Genomic DNA, 19,301 nt, shown 5'->3' with positions numbered 1-19,301 from the left:
CTTGCCGGCCCACCCCCTACCCGGAATGGCCCGATCGAAACCGGAACGGGCGTTTGCTGTCTGCCATCCCAGCCTCTGGCTGGCCGACTGCTCCCAAAATATATTCGCTGGGTTAATGCGGCATGAGTGCCCGCTACCTGTCTTTGCCGCCGAACCACTCTATTGACCCTCGTCCTGCCCGGCCCGTCGGGGCAGCCGTTTCCGCTGTGACAGGGGAACCGCAAAATGGATTTGTCAGACATCTGAAACATTTGACTGTGAAAAATCGTTGTGGCACGCGCGCGCCTTGAATTGCGTAAGCGCTTGCACAAATGAGTCGAACTAGGTTTTCGAGTGCCGACACACGTTTTGTCATGTGCTCCAGGCCCTGCCTAGCGTTGACACCGGCCCGGACATCGCCACGATGTCGCCGGGGCCCGCTTCGGGACTCCACCCAAGTCCCGGCCCCCGTTACAAAGGCGTCCCTGACGACGCCTGCCGTGTCGCCGGGGGATCCGCCGGAGTGCGGGGAACCAGGGCATCCGCCCGTCTTCCACGAACAGTTTGAACTCCGCGAGAAGAGCAAAAATGCACAAGCACCCCCAATCACCCCGGAAGCTGCGGTGGCGGACCGCCGCCGCAGCCCTGGCGGCGTCCGTTGCGGCCTCGGCCTTCTTGGCCGTCCCCTCGGCACAGGCCAACGAACCCGCTGACCCGCCGGCCGCCCAGCAGCTCCCGTCGCCCACGCCCGGCTTCGCCCTCCCCACCAAGCACACCCAGCAGGCTGTTGACCCGGCGTCGGACTTCACTTCAAAGTGGACCCGTGCGGACGCCAAGCAGATCATGGCGCAGAGCAACCCCTCCGTTGCACCGGGCCAGAACTCCATGAGCCCCGACGTCACCATGCCGGAAATCCCTGAAGATTTCCCCGCCATGAACGACGACGTCTGGGTCTGGGACACCTGGTCCCTGACGGATGAAAACGCCAACCAGATCAGCTACAAGGGCTACGACGTCATCTTCTCCCTGGTTGCCGACCGCCACGCCGGCTATGGCTTCGACCAGCGCCACTGGAATGCCCGCATCGGATACTTCTTCCGCAAGACCAACGCCGATCCGGCCAAGGACAAGTGGAACTACGGCGGACACCTGTTCCTGGACAACACGTCCATCGGCAACACCGAATGGTCCGGCTCCACGCGCCTCATGCAGGGCAACCAGGTCAACGTCTTCTACACCGCCACCACGTTCCACGATGTGGCAGAGCGCAACGCCGGTGGCGGCGGAATCGCTCCCGACGCCGCAATCGCCAAAGCACTGGGCAAGATCCATGCCGACAAGAACGGCGTGACGTTCGACGGCTTCCAGCACACCAAGCTGCTGGAACCGGACGGCAAGCTCTACCAGAACAAGGCCCAGAACCCGGGCTTCGCCTTCCGCGACCCGTACACCTTCGCTGACCCGGCGCACCCGGGTAAGACCTACATGGTTTTTGAGGGCAACACCGCCGGAAACCGCGGCGACTACCAGTGCAAGGGCGAGGACCTGGGCTACCAGCCGGGCGATCCGCACGCTGAAAGCCTGACCGATGTCCGGAACACCGGTTCGCACTACCAGACCGCCAACGTGGGCCTGGCCGTCGCCGACAACAAGGACCTCACCAAGTGGTCCTTCCTGCCGCCGATCCTGTCCGCCAACTGCGTCAACGACCAGACTGAGCGCCCGCAGATCTTCATCCAGAACGAGAACGGCAAGAACAAGTACTACCTGTACACAATCAGCCACCAGTTCACGTATGCGGACGGAATGCGCGGTCCCGACGGCGTCTACGGCTTCGTGGGCGACGGCATCCGCTCCGACTATCAGCCGGTCAACAACAGCGGCCTGGCGCTCGGCTCACCCACCGACCTCAACCTTCCGGCCAATAACCCGAGTGGAAGTATCTCGGGCCAGCAGAATGGCCGGCAGTTCCAGGCATACTCGCACTACGTCCAGCCCAACGGCCTGGTGCAGTCGTTCATCGACAACGTCAACGGCGTCCGCGGCGGATCCCTGTCCCCGACCGTCAAGATCAACTTCAAGAACGGCGTGACCCAGGTGGACCGCAGCTTCGGCCAGAACGGCCTGGGCCCGTTCGGCTACCTGCCTACCAATAAGCGAATTGGCGGCGAAGGCCTCTACAAGTAACAAGACCGCGGCACCTGCCGCTTCCGCCGCCTGCTCCAGGCGGCACCGCTCAGGCGGGGATGTCCTTGGGGGCCTCCCCGCCTGGGCCTTTTAACTGTCCCGCTCGACGGTTGTCACGCCCCGCACCTACATCACCGCGATTCCACTGCACCTGTCGCGGAGCGATTTCAGCACATCACCGCAGGCTGGGGATAGGGTTGGAAACAAAAGAAGGGGGAGTGCCTGATGGAATACCAGAACCCACAACCCACACCGGGTGTCCACCGCGGGGCCGTGCCGGTTCCCGCTGCGGTGCCGGGGCCGGGCCGCACCGTCATTTCCGAAACCGCCGTGGCCAAGGTTGCCGGTATCGCCGCCAGGGCGGTCCCCGGTGTCTATTCCCTTGGTTCGGGCCCGTCCCGGGCGCTGGGTGCCATCCGGGACGCCGTGGGCAGTACCGACCATGCCACGGGGGTCAGGGCGGAAGTCGGCGAAACGCAGGTGGCTGTCGACATCAGCCTGGTTGCCAGTTACGGCACGCCCCTGCATTCCTTGGCCAACCAGGTCCGCGCCGCGGTCTACCGGGCCGTGGAGGAACTCGTAGGGCTTCAGGTCATCGAGGTGAACGTGGAGGTCACCGACGTCTACGTGCCGCCGCCCGTCAAGCCGGCAGTCTCCGGCTCTCCGGAAAGGGAGGCATTGCTGTGAATCTCACTGTGGCAGGCATCGCGATGGGTGCCTTTGTTGCTTTCATGTCCCTGCAGTTCGGCCTCTGGGGCTTCCTCGTCTCTTTGCTCTTCATGGCCATCGGAGCGCTCCTGGGCCGTGCCGCCGAAGGAAAGCTGGACCTGCGCGGCGTCCTTGACGCCATCACGGGCCGGCGTTCATCGTCATGAGCGCGCCGGCGCCGGCTGTGCCGGGGCAGGTGCTCAACGGCCATAACCGGATCAGCACGCAGGCGCTGACCAGCCTCGCCAAGGCGGCGGCGGCCCGCGAGTTCGGCGTTGACGCCCAGGACGTCCGTGCCGACTGGGCGGACGACGACGGGCTGCTGGCTTTGTCGCTTGTCACGCCTATCAGGGTCCCCCCGCTGCAGGCGGCGATGGATCCGGGGCGGATTGACTTGGTGGGCGGTTCCATCTGGCAGCGTACGGTGCAGGCCAAGGCCCGCATCCTGGCCACGGTGACCGAGCTCAGCGGAGCCAGCCTGAGCCGGGTGGACATCAGGATCAGCGGGGCAAGGATCAGCGAAGGAGGTCGGGTGCAGTGAGCAGCAGCGTGGAGACACGGGGCAGCGACGCCCGCGGCGGCAGGGGCGGACGCCACAATGGCCGGAGCCCGGACATGGCCCGGATCGTGCGCCGGGAAACACGTTCGACGCGTGCCGGCGTCGCCATCGTTGCCGCTGTAGTGGTCATGGCGCTGGCCGGGTACGGGCTGCTGGAGGCTGCGGTGCACGCCATTGGCCAGCCGCCCTGGCTGATCGAACCCCAAGTCGCCGCAGAGCGGCTGACGGTGCTTCCCGCAGGGATTTCACCCCTCCTGCTGGGTGCCATCGGCGCCGTGCTTGCCATGGTGGGACTGGTCTTTTTCCTCAACGGTGTGGCTCCGGGACGCCGCGCCAGGCACACGCTCGCCGGCGGTTGGCTCGAATCCGGTCGTCCCGCCGTCGTCATTGACGACGAAGTGATCGCTTCGTCGCTGGCCCGCCGGGCTCGGCTGGCCGCAAACGTTACGCCGGAGCAGGTAATGGTGGTGGTCTCGCAGCGCCAGGTCATGGTGAACGTCCGGCCCACGTCGGGCGTGCCCGTCGATGGAGACTCGGTCCTGGCCGCCGTCCGGGAGGAAGTGGAGCAGATGGCGCTCGATCCAGCACCGGAAGTCCGTATTAACGTGGCACCGTCCGGGGTGGTGGGAGCATGAACAGCACACCAACCGCCCTGAACCGGATCCTCCTGACACTGCTCGGCCTGAAACTGCTGGCGGTTGGCCTCCTGCTGGTCCTGCTGGCCACCGTTCCCGCCGTCGCAGCGTGGTGGCATTCCTGGTCCGCGGCAGCCTGGAGCACCGCGAACGATGCCTTCAACGCCACCCGGTTCCCCGGGCGGACGGAAAGCTGGCTCTGGATGGTGGTGGCATTGGTCCTGCTGGTCCTGATCGGACTGATGGTTGCCTGGGTGGCCCAGCAGGGTAAGGGCCGGTCGAACCTCCTGGCATCCGAATATGATCCCGGGGAAGTCCCCGGCGATGTCCGGATCGGCGCGGGAGTGGCCGAACAGGCGCTCAAGCAGGCGCTCGCCGGCCGCCCGGACCTCGCCTCGTCCAGCGTGACCACCTACGACGTCAAAGGCACCCCGACGCTGAGGATCCGGCTGCTGCCCCGCCAGGGGGTGGCGCCGCATCTTCTGGCCGCCGAAGTCTCCGGGCTGGTTGATGCCCTTGACGCTGTGGTGGGAAGGAAGACTCCCGTCCTCATCCATATCGGCGCCGGGGCCCGGACCCGCTTCGGCAGGGCCGAGCGGGTCCGCTGACGCACTGTTCCCGGGTTGGCTTAAGTGGGCCTAGCCCTGCCGGTCCTGGGCATTCCCCGGTTGAAGTGTGGTTGTCTTCTGCAGGTACACGGTGCAGTCCACCGGAATTTCCTGCATGTCCGCCCACTCTGCCCGCGGCTCCGGCCCGCTGGACACCGCCACGGCGTAGCCGCCAGGCACCGGGGCGCCGGCGAATCCCATGTTCGCAACCACCAGCACGTCCCCGTTGGTGAAGGCCAGCACGCCGCTCTCCGGTGAATGGGCTTCTGCCCATTCGACGCTCCCCGCACCCAGTTTCTCCGCCGCCCGGAAAGCCAGGGCGGCGCGGTACAGCTCCAGCGTGGACCCTTCCATACCGTCCTGCAGGTCCGCTGCATGCGGACCGAAGCTGTCCGGCTGCGGCAGCCAGGGTTCCGCGGCGTTCTCAGCAGGGTCCGAGAACCCGAAGCCCGGAGCCCCTGCGGTCCATGGCAACGGAACCCGGCAGCCGTCCCGGCCGATTTCCGCGCCCCTGGTGCGGAAGAACGTGGGATCCTGCCGTGCCCCGGCGGGAAGCATGGTGTGCTCCGGCAGGCCCAGTTCTTCGCCCTGGTACAGGTAGGCCGAGCCGGGAAGGGCCAGCGACACCAGCGTGGCGGCCCGGGCCCGCGCCAGCCCCAACGAGGCGTCCGGCTGTTCGTCGTCCGGGCCGATGCCTTTGGGAAAGGATGTGGGATCGGGCAGGCCAAAGCGGGTGGTGTGCCGGACGGTGTCATGGTTGCTGAGCACCCAGGTGCACGGTGCGCCTACGGTGGCCGCAGCGGCCAGGGAGGTATCGATGGCCGCCGCCATCCGCTCCGCATCCCACCCGGCCAGCAGGAAGTCGAAGTTGAACGCCTGCTGCATCTCGTCCTGGCGGACGTAGCGGGCCAGCCGTTCCGCCGGTTCAACCCAGGCTTCGGCCACGAGCATGCGGTCGGGACCGTACCCGGACAGCACCTTGTGCCAGTCGCGGTAGATCGCGTGGACACCTTCCTGGTCGAAGAAGGGCGACGGCGGATACACCGGTGATACCGCACGGTGCGGTTCTTCGGCGTCGGTGTGGGCACCGGGGGCATCGCCCGGGAGCAGGGGATCCCGGTGCGGGGCAGTGCCCTCCACCATGGCAGCCACGCCGTCCCAGTCCGGCAGGCCGGCCTCCTTGACAAGTCCGTGGGCAACGTCCACCCGGAAGCCGTCCACACCCCGGTCCAGCCAGAACCGCAGGACTGACCGCATCTCTTCCTGGACCTCTGCATTGTCCCAGTTCAGGTCCGGCTGCTTGGTGTCGAAGAGGTGGAGGTACCACTCTCCGTCCTGGCCGCCGGCGTCGGTGACCCGGGTCCAGGCCGGGCCGCCGAAGATTGACTTCCAGTTGTTGGGTGGCCTGTTGCCGTCCCCGGACCCCGGCTCAGAGTCCTTGCCCGGCCGGAAGATGTACCTGTCCCTCTCGGCGGACCCCGGCGGCGCCGCCAGCGCTTCACGGAACCACAGGTGCTCATCCGAGGTGTGGTTGGGAACCAGGTCAACGATGACCTTCAGTCCCCGCCCGTGAGCATCCTGCAACATGCTGTCGAAGTCGGCCAGGGATCCGAACAGGGGGTCCACCTGGCGGTAGTCGGCCACGTCGTAGCCGCCGTCAGCCTGGGGTGACTTATAAAAAGGGGAGAGCCAGACGGCGTCCACTCCCAACCGCTCCAGGTACGGCAAGTGGGCGGTCACGCCGCGGAGATCACCCATTCCGTCGCCGTCAGCGTCCGCGAAGGAGCGGGGATAGACCTGGTAGACCACAGCATCGGCCCACCACTCGCGGCTACTGCTCCGGGAGCCTGGAACGGTCGGGTTCGGCATTTGGTTCCCCTTAGATAACTTTTTGATGTAAACGCTTGCATCAACGGCAGCAACCTTACTAGTGTGACAGGCACCACATCAACCTCACCAACAACCGCACTGTCGACTTACTTGTCTCTCAGCGAGGAGCTTCAAGCCAATGAAAACCCCTAGATTCCTTCTGCCGGTTGCCACGGCCGGCGTTCTGGCCCTTTCCCTGTCCGCCTGTGCCGGCGGAGGAGGTGGCGGAACGTCGGGCGGCGGCAGCGACGCTGAGGCCAACCTCGACAGCCGGGGCCCCATCACGTACGTGCAGGGCAAGGACAACAGCAACGTCGTCCGTCCGCTGATCGAAAAGTGGAACGCTGCGCACCCGGACGAAAAGGTCACCTTCAAGGAGCAGACCGACAACGCCGACCAGCAGCACGATGACCTGGTGCAGAACTTCCAGGCAAAGAACGCGGACTATGACGTAGCCAGCGTGGACGTCGTTTGGACGGCCGAGTTCGCCGCCAAGGGCTGGCTGCAGCCGCTCAAGGACAAGATGGCCATCGACACCAAGGGCATGCTGGAGCCCACCATCGAGGCTGGCTCCTACAAGGGCACTCTCTACGCAGCGCCCGTCTCCTCCGACGGCGGCATCCTGTACTACCGCAAGGACCTGGTGCCCACGCCGCCGAAGACCTGGGACGAGATGATGGGCATGTGCTCCATCGCCAAGCAGAACAACATGGGCTGCTACGCCGGGCAGTTCAAGCAGTATGAGGGCCTCACCGTCAACGCCTCGGAAGCAATCAACTCCGCCGGTGGATCCGTCCTCGACAAGGACGGCAAGCCGAACCTGAACACCCCCGAGGCCGAAGCGGGCCTGAACAACCTGGTGAAGGCCTTCAAGGACGGAAACATCCCGGCTGAAGCCATCACCTACCAGGAAGAGGAAAGCCGCCGTGCCTTCCAGGACGGCAAGCTCCTGTTCCTGCGCAACTGGCCCTACGTCTACAACCTGGCAACCACTGAAGGTTCTTCCAAGGTCAAGGACGTTCTGGGCATGGCAGCCCTTCCGGGCAAGGACGGCCCCGGCGCTTCCTCCCTCGGTGGCCACAGCGCAGCCGTCAGCGTCTACTCCGACCACAAGGCCACGTCCCTGGACTTCGTGAAGTTCCTGGTGCAGGAAGAACAGCAGAAGTTCTTCGCAACCCAGGGTTCGCTGGCCCCGGTCCTCGGTGACCTGTACCAGGACCAGGAACTGGTTGCCAAGCTGCCGTACCTGCCGGTGCTCAAGACCTCCATCGAGAATGCTGTTCCCCGGCCGGTAACCCCGTTCTACCCTGCAGTCACCAAGGCCATCCAGGACAACGCCTACGCGGCGCTGAAGGGTGAAAAGCCCGCCAAGGATGCGCTCTCCGACATGCAGAAGTCCATCGAGACCGCCGGCGCAGGATCGTAAAAAGCCATGGCTACCGAATTGGGCCCGACGCCGGTCAAGCAGCCGGCGTCGGGCGCCGCCCCGGCCCATCACGGGCCTAAAGGGGTAGGCGAAGACAACAGGATTGCCAGCCAGGGCCGGTGGGCCACCTGGCTGCTGGCGCCGACTGTCGTCGCGCTGGCCATCGTGATCGTGTACCCGATCATCAGCGCGCTCGTGATGTCCTTCCAGAAGGACGCCGGGCTCGATCCCGTCACGGGTCTTTTCACGGATGGCGGCGCGGCCGGCATCCAGAATTACGTGAATTGGCTGGGGCAGCAGTGTGCCGCCCAGGGTGGCGGAACGGTGGCTTGCCCGCCGGGCACCCTCGGAGGCCAGTTCTGGTCCGCGACAGCCACCACATTCTTCTTCACCGTGGTGACTGTCGCCTTGGAGACCGTCCTGGGGTTCTGGATGGCCATGATCATGGCTCGGACCTTCAAGGGCCGCAGCCTGGTCCGCGCAGCCGTCCTGGTGCCGTGGGCCATTCCCACCGCCGTCACCGCGCAGCTGTGGCTGTTCATGTTCGACTTCAACGGCATCATCAACAAACTGTTTAACGTCTCCATTCTGTGGACGGGCAGCGAGTGGCCCGCCAAGTGGGCGGTCATCATCGCCGATACCTGGAAAACCACGCCCTTCATGGCGCTGCTGATCCTGGCCGGCCTGCAGATGATTCCGGCCGAGGTTTACGAGGCATCAAAGGTGGACGGTGCCAGTGCCTGGCAGCGCTTCCGCCTGATCACGCTGCCCCTGGTCAAGCCCGCGCTGATGGTCGCCATCCTGTTCCGTACCCTTGACGCGCTGAGGATGTTCGACCTTCCGTACATCCTCACCGGCGGTGCCAACAACACCACCACACTGTCTATCCTGGTGATCAACCAGATCAGGCAAGGGTTCAACTCAGCGGCGGCGTTGTCCACCATTACGTTCGTCATCATCTTCCTGGTGGCGTTCATTTTCGTCCGGTTCCTGGGCGCCAACGTGGTGGAACAGAGCGGCGCAACCGGTAAGGGGAAGAAATGACAACCGCAAGTGCTCCCGCCGGAGTGCGGCTTGACCAGAACGCCGCACGCAAGACCGCCCAAAACCGGGAAAGGTGGGCGAGCGCCAGGACGTACATCAGTGCCGCCGTCATCCTGATCTGGTGCCTGGCGCCCGCCTACTGGATGGTGGTGACGGCGTTCCGCGAAGTGGGTTTCACCTACGACACGACGCCGTGGCCAACCCACGTGACGCTGGATAACTTCCTCACCGCGTTCGACACCTCGTTTGGTAACAAGTTCGGCCAGGCGCTGCTGAACAGCATCATCATTGGCGTCACTGTCACGGTAGTGTCGCTCGTCATCGGTGTTTTTGCCGCGTACGCGCTGGCCCGGCTTAACTTCCGGTTCAAGTACTTGGTACTGGGCTTCATCCTGGGTGCTTCCATGTTCCCCGGCGTTGCCCTGATCACCCCGCTGTTCCAGCTCTTTACGAACATTGGCTGGATGGGTACCTACCAGGCGCTGATCATTCCGAACATCTCGTTCGTCCTGCCGCTGACCGTCTATACGCTGACGTCCTTCTTCCGTGAGATGCCCTGGGAGTTGGAGGAGTCTGCACGCGTGGACGGTTGCACGCAGGGACAGGCATTCCGCAAGGTGATCATGCCGCTGGCGGCTCCGGCCATCTTTACAACGGCCATCCTGGCGTTCATCTCCTCCTGGAATGAATTCCTGATTGCCAGCCAGCTGTCAAACGAACGGACCCAGCCGGTTACCGTTGCAATCGCCAGCTTCGCGGGTGCGCAGCCGAACCAGATCCCCTACACGGCCATCATGGCCGCAGGCACCATCGTCACCATTCCGCTGGTGATCCTGGTGCTGGTCTTCCAGCGCAAGATTGTTGCCGGCCTGACGGCAGGTGCAGTCAAGTGATGGGCGACGCTTCCCGCTCCCGGGCTCCGGGAGCGGGAAGCACCCGCCGCCGCGTCCGTTCGGGCGAAGACTTCGACATCATCATCGGGTTCCTCGGCTTCTGGGCCCTGGTCCTGCTGGTGGTCACGGTCTGGATGGAAGTGACGGCGCAACCCGCCCTGGGCTGGGCCTTGGGCCTGCTGGCAACCCTCCTGGCGCTCTACGGCATGATCCGCCTCCGCAGGAAACTTCCGGACCGCAGGTAATCGGTCACAGAACGGGGGATGTCCCGCGCGGTTAGCACCGCATCCACGCAGAATGCGAAAATACGAAGTCTTGGGGGTAACGCAGGGCGAACAGCCTTACGCTGCAAGGAGTTATTGAGGGGACACCGTGGCACGCACAACAGAGAGATCCCAGCGGGGCGGCCATAACGGTGTCAGTATCGAGGACGTTGCCGCCGCAGCCGGTGTATCAACTGCCACGGTGTCCCGGGCCGTACGGGGCCTGCCCCGGGTTTCGCCGGCCACCCGCGAGAAGATCCTGGAGGTCGCAACAAACCTCGGCTACGTGGCGTCGTCCTCGGCCTCGGGCCTCGCCACGGGGAGGACCAAAACCATTGGTGTGCTGGCCCCGTTCGTGAGCCGCTGGTTCTTTTCCAAGGCCATCGAAGGGGCCGACCGGGAACTCCATGCCCGGCAGTACAACCTCTCGCTGTTCAATCTGGGCGGCCACGGCAGCAACCGGGAACGGCTCTTCAGCAAGACCATGGTCTACAAGCAGATCGACGCCCTGCTGGTCCTTTGTATGGCACTGACCCCGGAAGAGCTGGACCACCTGCAAAAAATCGACATCCCCCTGGTGGTGGTGGGCGGGCATGTCGAGGAGTGCGCCTACATCGGCATCGATGATTACGCGGCTGCTTCCACAGCTGTCCGGCATCTGATCGAGCTCGGCCACCGGGACATCGCCCTCCTCCATGGGGACGACGAAACGGACCTGAATTTCGATGTTCCCCGGGTTCGTATCCTGGCCTTCAGGGACGTGATGACGGCCGCCGGCCTGAAGATCCGCCCTGAATGGGACGAATGGGGAGACTTCACCGTCCGCAGCGGGCAGGAAGCCTTCCGGCGGCTGTGGTCCGGGTCCGAGGCCAAACCCACCGCAATCTTCTGCGCCTCGGACGAGATGGCCATGGGCGTCATCTTCGAGGCCGCCCGGCTCGGCGTCAACGTACCGGCGGACCTGTCAGTGGTGGGCATCGACAACCACGACTTCGCCGAAGCCATGGGCCTGACCACGGTGGGGCAGCGGCCGGACGAGCAGGCCGAGCTGGCCACCAAGATGCTTCTCGATGAACTGGACGGACAGGAAGGGGCGGTGCAGTCCGCCGTCGCGCCGCATGAACTGATGGTCCGAAGGACCACGGCGCCGCCCCTGCATTGACCCGTCCCCGGCCGTAACGCCCGGACGGGGAAGGACGCTGGAACTCAGGAGGCGCGGGCCAACTGCCGGATGGGAATCCAGCGCGAGGCCAGCCGCCGGTAGGCCGCAGCCGCACCGGTCATGTCGCCCTCAGCAAGGCATTCGATGCCGAGCCTTATGTCCGTGGGGGAGTCGTCCGGGTAGACCTTGTCCGCCACGGATCCGTAGTCCAGTTCAATCATCGACTCCACATGGAACTGCTCCAGCCATTCGGTCAGCTGCGCAAGGTCATCCAGCATGTCGAGGTCCGGGGCGGCCAGCGCAAGGTTGGCGACGGCGTAGCGGGCACGTTCCAGCGCATCGGTAATTGACGCCCACACCCGGACGGTGACGATCCGGCCGGCGGCCTCCACAACGTCCTTGTGGTCCGACTCCATGAACAGCGAAAACCAGCTGAAGGGGATGCCCCACGTGGACGCCCTGGTGTGCACCCGGGTGGAACCGTCCCGCGCCTTGACCAGGTCTATGCGTTCCTGGTGCCTGTCCCGCTGTTCTTCGGGGATCAGCAGTTCCGCGAGCGGGCCGTGGATCCCTTCCATCAGTGCATTCGCGGCCAGCCCGGCACGGAGCACCAGCTGGCTGGGGCAATACAGGAGTTCCGGCTCGGCCTCTGTGCCGCTGTCGCCGTCAGCGGTCCCCCCGGGCTGGGCGGCCGGGGCGGCGGTGACCCGCACCAGATCGGTGCGGCCGGTGGGAAACGGATCACCGCCGGGGCGGGTGATGCGTCCCAGCGAGGCGAGGAGTTCGGCGTTCTCGACGGCGGCACGTGAGGCAGTGCGCGCCCCGGCCGCCTGGATGGCTTTCCGCTGTTCCTGCGGGAACGCGTCCAGGGGTTCGTAAACGCGGAGGGTGGAGGAAAACGGCAGGCCTGCCTGGCCCCGGTAGAGGTTGCCCGTCACTGCGGTCTCCTTGGCTGGGTCCAGGACGTTGTCATTAGTCCGCCAGTTCCACCAGAACGGGGGCGTGGTCCGATGCGCCCTTGCCTTTGCGCTCTTCCCGGTCGATGGAGGCGCCGGTGACCCGGGCGGCCAAAGCCTTCGAGGCCAGGACGAAGTCGATCCGCATGCCTTCCTTCTTGGGGAAGCGCAGCTGGGTGTAGTCCCAGTAGGTGTAGACGCCGGGGCCGGGAGTGTACGGCCGGACGACGTCGGTGAAACCGGCCGTCTCGAAGGCGTGGAACGCCTCCCGCTCCGGTGGACTGACGTGGGTGTACCGGTTGTTGACGAAGAGGTCAATGTCCCAGACGTCGTCGTCGAAGGGGGCGATGTTCCAGTCACCCATCAGTGCCACCTGGGCCTCGGGATTCTCCGTCACCAGGCCCTGGGCGTGGGTCTTCAGGCTCTCGAGCCACTTGAGCTTGTAGGGCATGTGTTCGTCATCCAGGGAGCGGCCATTGGGGATGTACAGGCTCCAGATCCGGACGCCGCCGCAGGTGGCGGCCATGGCGCGGGCTTCCTGCACCGGGTCCTTGCCCGCCTTGCCGAAGGCCGGCTGGTCCAGGAACGTGCGCTCCACGTCCTCCAGCCCTACCCGGGAGGCGATGGCCACACCGTTCCACTGGTTCACGCCGAAGTGGGCCACCTCGTAGCCCATGCGTTCGAAGAGCTCCCAGGGAAAGTTGTCGTCCTTGCACTTCGTTTCCTGGATGGCCAGGACGTCGCAGTCGCTGCGCTGGAGCCAGGCTTCAACACGGTCGGCGCGGGCACGGAGCGAGTTCACATTCCAGGTAGCTATCTTCACGCTCCCTAACTTACCGTGGCTGCCGCACCGCACGTAAAGCAGCCGGTGAAGCCCGAGCGGCGGCCCCCGGGCACACCGGAGCGGGTCGAAGCCGCCGGGTCAGAGGCGATGGAATTTAGTAGGAAGTCCGAGTATATTCGCAACCACAATGACCTGGGTCACTAAAGCCGGATCACATGCGAAGGGGCATCCAGCCATGGTGCGCGAGCTTTCCCACTACATCGGCGGCCGCCATGCCGGCGGAACCTCCGGACGGTTTGGTGACGTCTTCGACCCCTGCACCGGCGACGTGCAGGCCCGCCTGCCGCTTGCGGACCGGGACGAAGTGCAGGCAGCGGTGGCTGCCGCCGCGGAGGCGCAGCCGGACTGGGCGGCATTGAACCCCCAGCGGCGGGGCCGGATCCTGCTGAAGTTCGTGGACCTGGTGAACCGGAACATGGACGAATTGGCCAGGCTGCTGTCGTCCGAACACGGCAAAACCCTGGCCGACTCCATCGGTGACATCCAACGTGGACTGGAGGTGGTGGAGTTTGCCGCCGGAGCGCCGCACCTGCTCAAGGGCGAGTTCTCCAGCGACGCCGGGCAGGGCATTGACATCCATTCGCTGCGCCAGCCGCTGGGCGTGGTTGCCGGCATCACGCCCTTCAACTTTCCCGCGATGATCCCGCTCTGGAAGTCCGGCCCCGCCCTCGCTGCGGGCAACGCTTTTGTGCTCAAACCTTCGGAAAGGGACCCTTCGGTGCCGCTGCGGCTCGCGGAACTGTACAGCGAAGCAGGTGTTCCTGATGGTGTCTTCAGCGTGGTGAACGGGGACAAGGAGGCCGTTGACGCCCTCCTTGAGGATCCCCGGGTGAAAGCCGTCGGTTTCGTGGGTTCCACACCCATCGCCCAATACATCTACGCCACGGCGGCCGCCCATGGAAAGCGGGCCCAGTGCTTCGGCGGGGCCAAGAACCACATGGTGGTGATGCCGGATGCCGATTTGGACCAGGCGGCGGATGCCCTCATCGGTTCAGGCTACGGCTCGGCAGGAGAACGCTGCATGGCCATTTCGGTGGCCGTGCCGGTGGGTCCGGACACCGCTGACCGGTTGGTGGCCAGGCTGGAAGAACGCGTCCGGAAACTCACGGTGGGCCACAGCCTCGACGCGGGCTCGGACTTCGGGCCAGTGGTGTCAGCAGCCGCCAAGGACCGCATCGAGGGACTCATCAGTTCAGGCGTGGACGACGGCGCCACCCTCCTCGCCGACGGACGCGGACTCACTGTCGACGGCTACCCCGGCGGCTTCTGGGTGGGCCCGGCGCTTTTCGACCACGTCACCCCGGACATGGCCATCTACCGCAACGAAATTTTTGGCCCGGTACTCAGCGTGGTCCGCGCCGCGACCTACGACGACGCTCTCCGGCTCTGTACCGATAACCCGTTCGGGAACGGCGTGGCCATCTTCACACGTGACGGCGATTCCGCCCGGGACTTCGCCACCAGGGTGGATGTGGGCATGGTGGGGGTCAACGTTCCCATTCCGGTGCCGTTGGCCTATTACACGTTCGGCGGCTGGAAGGCCTCCGGATTCGGGGACCTGAACCAGCACGGCGCGGACGCCTTCCGCTTCTATACCAAGACCAAAACGGTCACCACACGGTGGCCCTCGGGAATACGCCACGGAGCCAGCTTCGTGATGCCGGAAGGAAGCTGATGACGGAAACGGCCGCCGCCCCTGAAGCGGAAGTGCTTTTCACCCGGCGCGGCAAGCTGGCGGTGGCAACGCTCAACCGGCCCAAGGCGGTCAACGCACTCACCGCCGGGATGGTTGAGGCACTGCTGCGGCAGCTCACCGAATGGGCGGAGGACGGCAGCGTCAGCACGGTCCTGGTGCAGGGCGCCGGCGGCCGGGGTTTGTGCGCCGGGGGAGATATCGTGGCGATTTACCGCGACATTCTCCGCGGCGGAGACGATACCGCGGACTTCTGGCAGGCCGAGTACCGGCTGAATCACCTGATCTCCCGGTACCCGAAGCCCTACGTCGCGCTGATGGACGGGCTGGTGTTGGGCGGCGGCGTGGGAATCTCGGCGCACGGCTCGGTCCGCGTGGTCACCGAGCGGACCAGGACCGGGATGCCTGAGACAACCATTGGGTTTGCGCCCGACGTCGGCGGGACGCTTTTGCTGGCCCGCGCACCAGGGGAGGCGGGAACCCATGCAGCCCTCACCGGCGCCCACCTCGACGGTGCGGACGCACTGTTCCTTGGCCTGGCGGACCACTACGTTCCGTCCGGCAGGCTCGACGAACTCACGGCAGCGCTGGAAAACGAAACCCCGGAAGACGCCGTCGGACGCTTTGCCGTGGACCCGCCGCCGTCCGGACTTGCCGGGCAGCGGCAGTGGATCGACAGCTGCTACGACTCTGCAGACGCGGAAGAAATCGTGGGGCGGCTGCGGGCGTGGACCGGAGACGGCAGCGCCGATGCGTCACACACCGCGGACACCATCGAGGCGAAGTCCCCCACCTCCGTCAAGGTCACCCTGGCGTCGCTGCGGCGGGTGGCGGGGACACCGCTGGACCACGCGCTGGCCCAGGAATACCGGGTGGGGCTGCGGTTCCTGGCGGCACCCGATTTCCGCGAAGGCATCCGGGCGCAGGTGGTGGACAAGGACCGCGCCCCGCACTGGAAGCCGCCCACCCTGGCAGAAGTATCGCCGGAGCAGGTTGAACGCTTCTTCAGGCCGCTCGGCAGCAGGGAACTGGACCTCGGAACAGGTCCGGAGCATGGGCCGGAGGCGGCACAACAAGAGGAGGCGGACCATGCCTGACACCTACACCGTGGCGTTCCTGGGGCTCGGCCACATGGGCGGACCGATGGCAGTGAACCTGGTCAGGGCCGGGCACCGGGTGGCGGGGTACGACGTAGTGCCGGCTGCCGTGGACGCGGCCCGCTCCGCCGGTGTCCCGGTTGTCGGAAGTGTTGCCAAGGCTGTGTCGGACGCGGACGTGGTACTCACCATGTTCCCCAGCGGCCAGCACGTCCTGGACGCCTACCGCGGTACCGGGGGCCAGCCGGGACTGCTGGCACTGGCAGCACCGGGAACCATGTTCCTGGACTGTTCCACCATCAATGTCGACGAAGCCAGGGAGGCGGCGCAGCTGGCGCTCGGTGCCGGGCACCGGTCCGTGGATGCTCCCGTGTCCGGCGGCGTGGTGGGCGCGGAGGCCGGAACGCTCACCTTCATGGTGGGCGGTGAAGAGGACGACTTCCACGCCGTCAGGCCGCTCCTCGACGTCATGGGCAAGCGCATCGTCCACTGCGGAGCCCACGGGGCCGGCCAGGCGGCGAAGGTATGCAACAACCTGATCCTGGGCGTCTCAATGATCGCCGTCAGCGAGGCCTTTGTCCTCGGCGAGAAGCTGGGGCTGAGCCACCAGGCGCTGTTCGACGTCGCCTCCGCCGCGTCCGGACAATGCTGGGCCCTGACCACCAACTGCCCGGTGCCCGGCCCGGTTCCCACCAGTCCGGCCAACCGCGATTACCAGCCGGGATTCGCCGGCGCGCTGATGGCCAAGGACCTCAACCTTGCCCTCAACGCCCTGCACAGCACCGGAGTGGCCGGCCGGATGGGCCCGCTTGCCGCAGAAATTTACGATACGTTTGCCGCGGAAGGCGGCGCCGGCCAGGACTTTTCCGCGATCATCAACGACATCCGCGAAAAATCCGGCCCCGCACCGCACAAGACCGCAACAGCGCACGACGACGGGAGTCCTGAATGACGGAGTACGCCAACATCCTGGTGGAACAGCACGGCAGGGTGGGGCTGGTGACGCTTAACCGGCCCCAGGCGCTGAATGCACTGAACAAAGCCACCATGGAGGAACTGGTGCACGCCGTCAGCGCCATGGACGCTGACCCCGGAACCGGCGCCGTGGTGATCACCGGCTCCGGGAAGGCCTTCGCGGCCGGCGCCGACATTAAGGAAATGGCCGCCCAGGGCTACATGGACATGTACGCCGCGGACTGGTTCCGCGGCTGGGAGGACTTCACCAGGCTCCGTATCCCCACCATTGCTGCTGTCTCCGGGTTTGCCCTGGGTGGCGGCTGCGAACTGGCCATGATGTGCGATCTGCTCATCGCCGGGGACAACGCCAAGTTTGGCCAGCCCGAAATCAACCTCGGCGTCCTTCCCGGCATGGGCGGCTCGCAGCGGCTCACCCGCGCCGTGGGCAAGGCCAAGGCCATGGACCTGATCCTCACCGGGCGGTTCATCGGGGCCGAGGAAGCCGAGCGGTCCGGCCTGGTGTCCCGCGTGGTACCCGCCGAGGACGTGGTGGCCGAGGCCCTCAAAGCGGCCGAAGTCATTGCCGGCAAGTCAAAGCCGGTGGCGATGGCTGCCAAGGAGGCCGTGAACGCCGCCTTCGAAACCGGGCTGGCCCAGGGTGTCGTGTTCGAGCGCCGGCTCTTCCACTCCCTGTTCGCCACCGAGGACCAGAAGGAAGGCATGGCGGCGTTCACGGAAAAGCGCGAACCGGAATTCAAACACCGGTAACGGCCAGCGACTCCCGGTAGGCGGCGAGGTCGCGGGCCATCTCCCCGGCCATCAGGGAGTTGTTGATCATCACGGCGGTCCACGACGCTGCAGCGGCGGATGCCAGGACCTGTGCCCTCACGTCCGTGACGTTGCCGGCAGCCCAGACTCCGGGCACCGTCGTTGCGCCTTCGGCATCGGTTTCCAGGTAGTCCCCGATGCCCATTGGATGCGGAACCGCCGTCAGGCCAAGGCCGGCGAACGCGTCAAAGCGGGCGTGCACCCGGGTACCCACCACGACGGCGTCCACGGCCACCTCCGGGCCGCCCGCCAGCACCACGGCCTTGAGCGCATCGCCGTGGACCCGCACGGTCTCGACGGCGCCGGGAACCACCTTCACACCACGGGCAGCCAATTGCTCGAGTTCGTCTCCGGAGGGCTCCACCACGTCATTGAGGAACAGGGTGATGCTGCTGCACCATTGCCGGAACAGCAGGGCCTGGTGCACAGACCACGGGCCGGTGCCCACTACGCCGATGGCCTGGTCCCGGACCTCCCATCCATGGCAGAACGGACAGTGCAGCACGTCCCGGCCCCATCGCTCGCGCAACCCCGGGATGTCCGGCAGTTCGTCCACCAGGCCCGTGGTGATCAGGAGTCGCCGCCCGCGAAGCCGCCTGCCGTCGTCGAGCGTTACCTCGAAACCCTGCTCCACGCCGCCTCCGGCAGCCACCACCGTGCCGTTGATGATGTCCGCGCCATAGTGCCGCGCCTGGTCGCGGCCAGTGGCGAGGAGTTCTGCCGGGCTGATCCCGTCGCGTGACAGGAAGCCGTGCACGCCGTGCGCCGGGGCATTGCGGGGCTCACCGCTGTCCACCACCGCCACCCGCCGCCGGGTCCGGCCCAGCATCAGCGCGGCGCTCAGGCCGGCGGCCCCGCCGCCAACAACCAGCACATCGTAAAAGGAGTTCTGTTCAGTCATGCATCCATCGTCTTTCCCGCGCCAATGCTCTGGCAAAGTATTTTGCCGGTATGGCAAAATTCTCGGATGGATGAAAACCTCGACGACGTCCTCGCCGCCGTTGGCCCGCGGCTGAAGGCTTTACGCCTGCGCAGGGACGTCACGCTGACGGCGCTCGCAGCCGCCACGGGCATTTCCGTCAGCACGCTTTCCAGGCTCGAATCGGCCCAGCGGCGGCCTAACCTCGAACTCCTGCTTCCTCTCGCGCAAGCCCACCAGGTACCCCTCGATGAGTTGGTCGGCGCCCCGGCCACGGGGGATCCCCGCGTCCACCTGCGGCCCATCACCGCCTACGGCATGACCATCATTCCGCTCACCCGCAAGCCCGGCGGCATCCAGGCCTACAAGCACATCGTTCCCGCCGGGCCGGTGGAGGAACCCAACCCGCAGGTCCACGAGGGCTACGAATGGCTCTACGTGCTGAACGGCAAGCTGCGGATGGTCCTGGGCGCCCGCGACCTGGTCCTGGGGGCGGGCGAAGCAGTGGAATTCGATACCCGGGTGCCGCACTGGTTCGGCCGGGCCGACGGCCAGGCCGTGGAGTTCCTGAGCCTGTTCGGCTCCCAAGGCGAGCGCATGCACATCCGGGCCCGTCCTGCGGCCGGAAAATCCCCAGGGACGTAGCCCCCGCCGCGCTGCCAGCGGGCGTTCAG

Annotated in this window: 20 protein-coding genes; 16 read left to right on the top strand and 4 right to left on the bottom strand. The window is 66.0% G+C overall.

What is annotated here, in order from left to right:
• Window positions 1-567: 567 nt before the first annotated feature.
• The 6 genes from AC1DBN_RS10865 to AC1DBN_RS10840 all read left to right on the top strand — a co-directional run bounded on the left by AC1DBN_RS10865 (window position 568) and on the right by AC1DBN_RS10840 (window position 4,676).
• Window positions 568-2,166, top strand: a complete 1,599-nt coding sequence (locus AC1DBN_RS10865; protein ID WP_477723165.1) for a glycoside hydrolase family 68 protein — start codon at window positions 568-570, stop codon at window positions 2,164-2,166.
• Between the two features lie 225 nt (window positions 2,167-2,391).
• Window positions 2,392-2,853 carry an Asp23/Gls24 family envelope stress response protein gene (locus AC1DBN_RS10860; protein ID WP_091717909.1) on the top strand — a complete coding sequence of 154 codons (462 nt, stop codon included), beginning with the start codon at window positions 2,392-2,394 and terminating at the stop codon, window positions 2,851-2,853.
• A complete protein-coding gene (locus AC1DBN_RS10855; protein ID WP_056076947.1) occupies window positions 2,850-3,041 on the top strand; it encodes a hypothetical protein in 192 nt (63 codons plus the stop codon). Before AC1DBN_RS10860 ends, AC1DBN_RS10855 begins: the two co-directional genes overlap by 4 nt.
• On the top strand, window positions 3,038-3,415 hold the full coding sequence (locus AC1DBN_RS10850; protein ID WP_056076945.1) for a hypothetical protein: 378 nt from the start codon (window positions 3,038-3,040) through the stop codon (window positions 3,413-3,415). The genes AC1DBN_RS10855 and AC1DBN_RS10850 overlap by 4 nt, the downstream gene beginning before the upstream one ends.
• On the top strand, window positions 3,412-4,068 hold the full coding sequence (locus AC1DBN_RS10845) for a hypothetical protein (protein ID WP_091717912.1): 657 nt from the start codon (window positions 3,412-3,414) through the stop codon (window positions 4,066-4,068). The genes AC1DBN_RS10850 and AC1DBN_RS10845 overlap by 4 nt, the downstream gene beginning before the upstream one ends.
• Entirely contained in the window at window positions 4,065-4,676 is a 612-nt protein-coding gene (locus AC1DBN_RS10840) for a hypothetical protein (protein ID WP_477723164.1), read from the top strand. The genes AC1DBN_RS10845 and AC1DBN_RS10840 overlap by 4 nt, the downstream gene beginning before the upstream one ends.
• Before the next feature lie 30 nt (window positions 4,677-4,706).
• Here the strand turns inward: AC1DBN_RS10840 and AC1DBN_RS10835 are convergent, their stop codons facing one another.
• On the bottom strand, window positions 4,707-6,545 hold the full coding sequence (locus AC1DBN_RS10835; protein ID WP_477723163.1) for a glycoside hydrolase family 13 protein: 1,839 nt from the start codon (window positions 6,543-6,545) through the stop codon (window positions 4,707-4,709).
• Between the two features lie 139 nt (window positions 6,546-6,684).
• On the opposite strand from AC1DBN_RS10835, the gene AC1DBN_RS10830 reads away from it, so the two are divergent.
• The 5 genes from AC1DBN_RS10830 to AC1DBN_RS10810 all read left to right on the top strand — a co-directional run bounded on the left by AC1DBN_RS10830 (window position 6,685) and on the right by AC1DBN_RS10810 (window position 11,333).
• Window positions 6,685-7,971: an ABC transporter substrate-binding protein gene (locus tag AC1DBN_RS10830; protein WP_477723162.1), complete on the top strand. Its 1,287-nt coding sequence runs from the start codon at window positions 6,685-6,687 to the stop codon at window positions 7,969-7,971.
• Between the two features lie 6 nt (window positions 7,972-7,977).
• Complete coding sequence (locus AC1DBN_RS10825) at window positions 7,978-9,015, top strand: carbohydrate ABC transporter permease (protein ID WP_091717920.1); 1,038 nt, start codon at window positions 7,978-7,980, stop codon at window positions 9,013-9,015.
• Entirely contained in the window at window positions 9,012-9,908 is an 897-nt protein-coding gene (locus AC1DBN_RS10820) for a carbohydrate ABC transporter permease (RefSeq protein WP_091717922.1), read from the top strand. Before AC1DBN_RS10825 ends, AC1DBN_RS10820 begins: the two co-directional genes overlap by 4 nt.
• Complete coding sequence (locus AC1DBN_RS10815; RefSeq protein ID WP_091717924.1) at window positions 9,905-10,153, top strand: hypothetical protein; 249 nt, start codon at window positions 9,905-9,907, stop codon at window positions 10,151-10,153. The genes AC1DBN_RS10820 and AC1DBN_RS10815 overlap by 4 nt, the downstream gene beginning before the upstream one ends.
• A 127-nt stretch (window positions 10,154-10,280) precedes the next feature.
• Window positions 10,281-11,333: a LacI family DNA-binding transcriptional regulator gene (locus tag AC1DBN_RS10810; RefSeq protein ID WP_091717926.1), complete on the top strand. Its 1,053-nt coding sequence runs from the start codon at window positions 10,281-10,283 to the stop codon at window positions 11,331-11,333.
• A gap of 44 nt (window positions 11,334-11,377) precedes the next feature.
• Here AC1DBN_RS10810 and AC1DBN_RS10805 read toward each other — a convergent pair whose 3' ends face one another.
• A complete protein-coding gene (locus tag AC1DBN_RS10805; protein ID WP_091717928.1) occupies window positions 11,378-12,271 on the bottom strand; it encodes a DUF8083 family protein in 894 nt (297 codons plus the stop codon).
• A 34-nt stretch (window positions 12,272-12,305) separates the two neighbouring features.
• A complete protein-coding gene (locus AC1DBN_RS10800; RefSeq protein WP_091717930.1) occupies window positions 12,306-13,112 on the bottom strand; it encodes an exodeoxyribonuclease III in 807 nt (268 codons plus the stop codon).
• A 196-nt stretch (window positions 13,113-13,308) separates the two neighbouring features.
• Between AC1DBN_RS10800 and AC1DBN_RS10795 the strand changes: the two genes are divergently transcribed.
• Genes AC1DBN_RS10795 through AC1DBN_RS10780 form a run of 4 tightly spaced genes read left to right on the top strand, consistent with a single transcriptional unit; the run spans window position 13,309 to window position 17,648 of the window.
• Window positions 13,309-14,808 (top strand): CoA-acylating methylmalonate-semialdehyde dehydrogenase, encoded by a 1,500-nt coding sequence (locus AC1DBN_RS10795; protein WP_091717932.1) that lies wholly within the window; start codon window positions 13,309-13,311, stop codon window positions 14,806-14,808.
• Entirely contained in the window at window positions 14,808-15,923 is a 1,116-nt protein-coding gene (locus tag AC1DBN_RS10790; RefSeq protein WP_091717934.1) for an enoyl-CoA hydratase/isomerase family protein, read from the top strand. Before AC1DBN_RS10795 ends, AC1DBN_RS10790 begins: the two co-directional genes overlap by 1 nt.
• Window positions 15,916-16,875, top strand: coding sequence for a 3-hydroxyisobutyrate dehydrogenase (gene mmsB / locus AC1DBN_RS10785; protein WP_091717936.1), 960 nt, complete (start codon window positions 15,916-15,918; stop codon window positions 16,873-16,875). The genes AC1DBN_RS10790 and mmsB overlap by 8 nt, the downstream gene beginning before the upstream one ends.
• Window positions 16,872-17,648: an enoyl-CoA hydratase gene (locus AC1DBN_RS10780; protein ID WP_091717938.1), complete on the top strand. Its 777-nt coding sequence runs from the start codon at window positions 16,872-16,874 to the stop codon at window positions 17,646-17,648. The genes mmsB and AC1DBN_RS10780 overlap by 4 nt, the downstream gene beginning before the upstream one ends.
• On the opposite strand, the gene AC1DBN_RS10775 is transcribed toward AC1DBN_RS10780, so the two are convergent.
• Window positions 17,635-18,609 carry an NAD(P)/FAD-dependent oxidoreductase gene (locus AC1DBN_RS10775; protein WP_477723161.1) on the bottom strand — a complete coding sequence of 325 codons (975 nt, stop codon included), beginning with the start codon at window positions 18,607-18,609 and terminating at the stop codon, window positions 17,635-17,637. The genes AC1DBN_RS10780 and AC1DBN_RS10775 overlap by 14 nt on opposite strands.
• Before the next feature lie 66 nt (window positions 18,610-18,675).
• Between AC1DBN_RS10775 and AC1DBN_RS10770 the strand changes: the two genes are divergently transcribed.
• A complete protein-coding gene (locus AC1DBN_RS10770; RefSeq protein ID WP_477723160.1) occupies window positions 18,676-19,272 on the top strand; it encodes a helix-turn-helix domain-containing protein in 597 nt (198 codons plus the stop codon).
• Window positions 19,273-19,301: the final 29 nt, after the last annotated feature.

It is taken from the genome of Pseudarthrobacter sp. 10T415, assembly GCF_056394175.1.
The sequence above is the reverse complement of the archived record's forward strand: the minus strand, read 5'-3'. Positions and strand labels throughout refer to the sequence as shown.